Below are 5728 nucleotides of genomic sequence, written 5' to 3'. Positions count from 1 at the left end.
GCGCCGCGAAGTCCGCCACCGCGAAGGCGAGTTCCCCGGCGACCCCGTCCGGCGGCGCGGCGGCGAAGACGAAGAGCGCGGGTGTGACCGCGACCCCGACTACCGCCGCCCCGAACGCCACCGCCACGGCCGGCGGCAGCAAGCACGGCGGACCGATCACGATCGGCGGCGACCGCTTGCCGAGCCCGCCGCCCCCGTCCACCGCGGTCGTCTTCACCGGTCTGGCCTTCGACACCTGCACCGCGCCCAGCGCGAGCAAGATGAGCGCGTGGAAGGCGAGCAGCCCCTACCGCGCCGCCGCCGTCTACATCGGCGGCCAGAACCGCGGCTGCGCCCAGCCGCAGCTCACCGCCTCCTGGGTGGACACGGTGAGTTCGGCGGGCTGGAAGCTCATCCCGCTGTACGTGGGAGCCCAGCCGCCCTGCCAGACCAGCGGCAACCCCGAGCGGATCACCGCGGCCAACGCCGCCTCGCTGGGCGCCGCCGACGGCGCGGACGCGGTCAGCGAGGCCAAGGCGCTCGGCATGCGCTCCTCCGGCGCGATCTACCTCGACATGGAGGCGTACGACACCAGCGACACCTCCTGCGTCAATTCCGTGCTGACGTACATCCAGGCCTGGGACAAGGCGCTGCACCTGCACAGCTACTGGGCGGGCTTCTACGGCTTCACCTCCTCCAGCGCCGCCGCCGTCGCCCAGGCCGAGCCCACCGTCAAGGACATGCCGGACGCCCTGTGGTATGCGCGCTACGACGGCGGCAACACCACCACCACCGGCTTCCCGTTCGCGTCCGACCTGTGGACCGGGCACCGGCGGGGCCACCAGTACCAGGTGAACTCGACGGAGACCTACGGCGGGGTGAAGCTCACCGTGGACCGCGACGCCTGGGACGCGCCGGTCGCCAACGTCGGCTGAGGACCCGAACCGGGACGAGCCGGACGGCGCCGGGGCCGCAACCCCTGCCGGGGCGGCAGGAAAGCGCCGCTCCGCCCGGCTGATAGCGTCCACAGCGCACGCACAGACCGCCCCCGGCGAGGATCACGTTCGGCAGAGTGCTGGATATCGGCGGCCCCGGCTCAATATCCTCGTGTTCGATCGATCATCGCCATCACGTCAGCTTCGCGAGGCTCACGCCCCGCCGGGAGGCACCATGGTCCGCCGCCGCACCGCCCTTTCGATCGCCGCCGCCGGGCTGCTGCTCGCCGCACCCGCCCTCACCGCGTGCGACTCGGGAGCTTCCGACGCGGGCTCCGCGGCGGTGGTCGGCCAGCACCGGATCAAGGTCTCCACCCTCCAGTCGGAGGTCAACGAGCTGCGCACCGCCGCCGGGGCGACCCCGCAGGGCGCGCAACTGCTCGACTCGGCCGGCGACTTGTCGACGCAGATGCTGGGCCGGCTGGTGGAGGACGAGGTGCTCGACCAGGCGCTGGCCGACGCCAAGGTCAGCGTCAGCGACAGCGAGGTGGAAAAGGACCACCAGGCAGCGCTCGCCCAGTTCGGCGGGAGCGAGTCCCAGCTCGACAGCACCCTGCTGGTCAACTACGGCGTGGCGAAGTCCGACGTCACCCATTTCTTCTACCGGGACGTGGCCTCCGGCAAGCTCATCCAGAGCCTCGGCCTCCAGCCGGGCAGCGACGGCGGCAACACCGCGCTGTCGCAGGCGCTGGCCAAGACCGCCACGTCGGTCGGTGTGCGCGTCAATCCGCGCTACGGCACCTGGGACGCGAAGAAGGGCACGATCGGCGCGCAGAGCGACCCGTGGGTCGTCGACAAGACGCAGGTCGCCACCTCCCTCACCGCCGGCAGCGGCGGCGCCTGATCCCCGTCGCCCGCCGCGGCCCCGCGCGGGGCCACGTGATCGCGCTGTCAGTGGCCCGAGGTACGTTCGAGTGGTGAAGGACGTAGACGAGGCACAAGCGCACGACGCGGCCGGCGGGGCAGCCGCGCCGGGCCGGCTGGTGCTGCTCACCAGCAGCCACCGGGTGGCCCCCGGCCAGCTGTCCTGGCCGGCCTGGCGGACACTGCAGGAGGCCGCCCGGGTGGTGTGCCCGGACCCCGGGCATCCGCAGCTGCCGTACCTGCGGGAGGCCGGGGTGGCGGTGGAGATCGCCGACCCCCGCGGGCAGGAGCTGGTGGACGCGACGTCCGGCGGCCGTACCGTGGTCTACCTGCCGCCGTCGGGCGGCGCGGCGCCTGCCGTCACCGACGAGCTGGCACGGCTCGGCGGCTCCGGACGGGTCCAGATGCCCGATCTGGAGCTGCTGCCCGGCTCCTGGGACCTGCCGGGCGCGCGCCTGCTGGACCTCGTCCAGGTGATGGACCGGATCAGGGCCGAGTGCCCGTGGAGCAGTCTGCGCACCCACGAAGAGCTCGCCGCGTACGGCATCGAGGAGATGTACGAGCTGGTCGAGGCGATCGAGGAGGGGGACCGGGAGGCGATCCGCGAGGAGCTCGGGGACGTGCTGCTCCAGGTGGTCTTCCACGCGGCGATCGCCGGCGGCCATCCGGACGAGCCGTTCGGGATCGACGATGTGGCCGCGGGTCTGGTCGCCAAGCTCGTGCACCGGCATCCGCACATCTATGGTGACGAGGTGGCCGAGACCCCGGAGCAGGTGCAGGCGAACTGGATACGGCTCAAAGGCGTCGAGAAGCGGCGGGAATCGGTCACCGACGGCGTCCCGCTCGCCTCCCCGGCGCTGGCGCTGGCCGCCAAACTGGCCGGCCGCGCGCGGGCGGCCGGTCTGCCGCTGCCGGCCGCCGCACCGGAGCCGTACGATCCGGCGCCCACGGACGAGGTCCGGCTCGGCCGGCAGCTGCTGGCCCAGGCCGCCGCCGCGCAGGCGGGAGGCCTCGACCCGGAAGCCGCCCTGCGCCACGCCGCCCGGCATTACCGCACCGCTGTCCGCGCGGCGGAGGCCCGGCGCCGCGGCGAGGACCCCGGGGACCCGGTCGGCCCCGGCGCCGACCCCGAGGCCGGGGACGTGTAGCCGCATGCGGGTGGAGGTGCCGCACGCCTGGCCGGCCGACGAGGGCGAGGCGCTCGCGATCCAGGACCGGCTGCGGCCCCTGGTCGACGAGCGGGGGCCGGGGTCCGCCGCGCCCCGCACCGTCGCGGGCCTCGATGTCGCCTACGCGGGGGACGGCCGCGGCACCGGCGACCTGGTGGCCGCCGGAGTCGTCGTCATCGACACGGCCACCCTCACCGTGGTCGAGCAGACCACCGCCGTCACCACGACGAGCTTCCCCTATGTCCCCGGCCTGTTCGCCTTCCGCGAGCTGCCGGTGCTCATCGACGCGCTGCGCACCCTGACCACCACGCCCGACCTGCTGCTCTGCGACGGCTACGGCTTGGCGCACCCCCGCCGTTTCGGCCTCGCCAGCCATCTGGGCGTGCTGACCGGCCTGCCGAGCGCCGGAGTCGCCAAGACCCTCTTCACCGGGAGCTACGACCCGGCCGCGCTCCACCTGCCGCGCGGCTCCTGGGCCGAACTCACCGACGGCGGCGAGACCGTCGGCCGCGCCCTGCGCACCCGGACCGACGTCAAGCCGGTGTTCATCTCCACCGGACACCTGATCGACCTGCCCACCCTCACCGATCTCGTGCTGGCCCTGGCCCCCGCCTACCGCCTTCCGGAGACCACCCGCCAGGCCGACCACCTCTCCCGCACGGCCCTGGCGGCGGCGAGCGCACCCGCGACTCGGCCGCCGCGGAGCACCGGTTAGCGTCGCAGCGTGACACAGCCCCTGGACCGCGATGCCCCGATGCCCGAGCTCTTCACCTGGGAGTTCGCCACCGACCCGTATCCGGCCTACGCCTGGCTGCGGGAGCACGCGCCGGTGCGCTGGACGCGGTTGCCCAGCGGGGTCGAGGCGTGGCTGGTGACGCGGTACGCCGAGGCGCGCGAGGCGCTGGCGGACGGGCGGCTGAGCAAGAATCCGGTGCACCACGCCGAGGATCCGCGGGCGCGCGGGAAGACGGGGATCCCCGGGGAGCGCGGCGCCGATCTGATGACGCATCTGCTCAATATCGATCCGCCGGACCACACCAGGCTGCGGCGGCTGGTGTCGAAGGCGTTCACGCCGCGCCGGGTCGCGCAGTTCGCGCCCCGGGTGGCGGAGCTGACGGACCGCTTCATCGACGGCTTCGCGGGGCGCGGGCAGGCGGACCTGATCCATGAGTTCGCCTTCCCGCTGCCGATCCACGCCATCTGCGACCTGCTGGGCGTGCCCGCCGAGGACCAGGACGACTTCCGCGCCTGGGCCGGGATGATGATCCGGCACGGGGGCGGCCCGCGCGGCGGTGTGGCGCGGTCGGTCAAGCGGATGCGGGCGTATCTGGTCGAGTTGATCGAGCGCAAGCGCGACGACCCCGGCGACGACCTGATCTCCGGTCTGATCCGGGCCAGCGACCACGGCGAGCAGCTGACCGGCAACGAGGCCGCCGCGATGGCCTTCATCCTGCTTTTCGCCGGCTTCGAGACGACGGTGAACCTCATCGGCAACGGCGTGCACACCCTGCTCGGGCACCCCGCCGAGCGGCGCCGGCTCCAGGAGTCGCTGGCCCGCGGCGAGAGCGCCCTGCTGGAGACCGCCGTCGAGGAACTGCTGCGCCACGACGGCCCGGTGGAGCTGGCCACCTGGCGTTACGCCACCGCGCCGCTGACCATCGGCGGCCGGGCGATCGCGGCCGGCGACCCGGTGCTGGTGGTACTGGCCGCCGCCGATCGCGACCCGGCGCGTTTTGAGGGACCCGACACGCTGGATCTGGCCCGCCGGGACAATCCGCACCTCGGGTACGGGCACGGCATCCACTACTGCCTCGGCGCCCCGCTGGCCCGGTTGGAGGCCAGGACGGCGCTGGCGGCCCTGCTCACCCGGCTGCCCGATCTGCGGCTGGCCGTCGATCCGGGGGAACTGCGCTGGCGCGGCGGTCTGATCATGCGGGGACTGCGCACGCTGCCGGTGGAGTTCGGCGCCGAGACCCCCGCCGGGGTTCAGCACAAAGACACCGGCCGGTAACCACCGGTCAGGTGACGGTCCGTCATCACCGTGACCCGGACGTGATGATCGCTACATCGGCTTGTGATCCGGCGGTCAACCCCGCTACGTTCTGCGGTCAACGCGAGGCACGCACGGCTCGCGGGACGCGTCCATCCCCACCGTCGCGCACCGTCGCGGACAGCAGCCCGGCCGAATCGGCCGAGTCCGCAGGTCAACAGGACCGAAGCGGCGCGCGAGGACGCGTAAGGCCAGAAAGAAAGGCGACCGCAATGCTCTCGTCAGGCAACGGCCGGCATCGACGCCCGCGCCCGCCCTCCGCGGCGAAGGTGACCATGGCGACCGCCGCCGCGACAGGCGCCGGCATCGCGCTGCCGCTCTTCGGCGCGGCGACCGCCCACGCCGCCGACCAGACCACCTGGGACCGGGTGGCGTTCTGTGAGACCGGCGGCAGCTGGCACTCCGACACCGGCAACGGCTTCTACGGCGGCCTCGCCATCACCCAGGACACCTGGGACCAGTACGGCGGCGACGCGTACGCCCAGCGGCCCGACCTCGCCTCCGAGGCGGACCAGATAGCCGTGGCCGAGACGATGCTGACCGAACTCGGCCCGGGCGCCTGGCCCGGCTGCGAGGAGGGCACGGGCCTGCTCCAGACCCCGGCGCCGACCGGCCCCGCCGCCCAGCCCACTCCGGCGCAGCCCGGCGAGCACACACCGTCGACCGGGCCG

6 protein-coding genes are annotated in these 5728 nt (G+C 73.7%); all 6 read left to right on the top strand.

Annotated elements, in window-relative coordinates:
* Positions 1 to 155: 155 nt before the first annotated feature.
* On the top strand, positions 156 to 914 hold the full coding sequence (locus GA0115240_RS09600) for a DUF1906 domain-containing protein (protein WP_346267931.1): 759 nt from the start codon (positions 156 to 158) through the stop codon (positions 912 to 914).
* Positions 915 to 1149: 235 nt separating this feature from the next.
* Positions 1150 to 1818 (top strand): SurA N-terminal domain-containing protein, encoded by a 669-nt coding sequence (locus GA0115240_RS09595; protein ID WP_093736234.1) that lies wholly within the window; start codon positions 1150 to 1152, stop codon positions 1816 to 1818.
* Positions 1819 to 1891: 73 nt separating this feature from the next.
* Positions 1892 to 2986 (top strand): MazG family protein, encoded by a 1095-nt coding sequence (locus tag GA0115240_RS09590; protein ID WP_093736235.1) that lies wholly within the window; start codon positions 1892 to 1894, stop codon positions 2984 to 2986.
* A 4-nt stretch (positions 2987 to 2990) separates the two neighbouring features.
* A complete protein-coding gene (locus GA0115240_RS09585) occupies positions 2991 to 3722 on the top strand; it encodes an endonuclease V (protein ID WP_093736233.1) in 732 nt (243 codons plus the stop codon).
* 39 nt (positions 3723 to 3761) lie between these two features.
* Positions 3762 to 5018 (top strand): cytochrome P450 family protein, encoded by a 1257-nt coding sequence (locus tag GA0115240_RS09580; protein ID WP_093736232.1) that lies wholly within the window; start codon positions 3762 to 3764, stop codon positions 5016 to 5018.
* Positions 5019 to 5332: 314 nt separating this feature from the next.
* Positions 5333 to 5728 (top strand): transglycosylase family protein (locus tag GA0115240_RS09575; protein WP_237554751.1); only part of this gene is annotated, 396 nt, incomplete at its 3' end.

The organism is Streptomyces sp. DvalAA-14, assembly GCF_900091855.1.
Lineage (GTDB): Bacteria > Actinomycetota > Actinomycetes > Streptomycetales > Streptomycetaceae > Actinacidiphila.
This window is presented reverse-complemented; position numbering and strand designations above follow the sequence as displayed.

Coding starts and splice junctions, on each gene's coding strand:
- GA0115240_RS09595 (WP_093736234.1), top strand. CDS start 1,150: ATGGTCCGCCGCCGCACCGCCCTTTCGATCGCCGCCGCCGGGCTGCTG.
- GA0115240_RS09585 (WP_093736233.1), top strand. CDS start 2,991: ATGCGGGTGGAGGTGCCGCACGCCTGGCCGGCCGACGAGGGCGAGGCG.
- GA0115240_RS09580 (WP_093736232.1), top strand. CDS start 3,762: ATGCCCGAGCTCTTCACCTGGGAGTTCGCCACCGACCCGTATCCGGCC.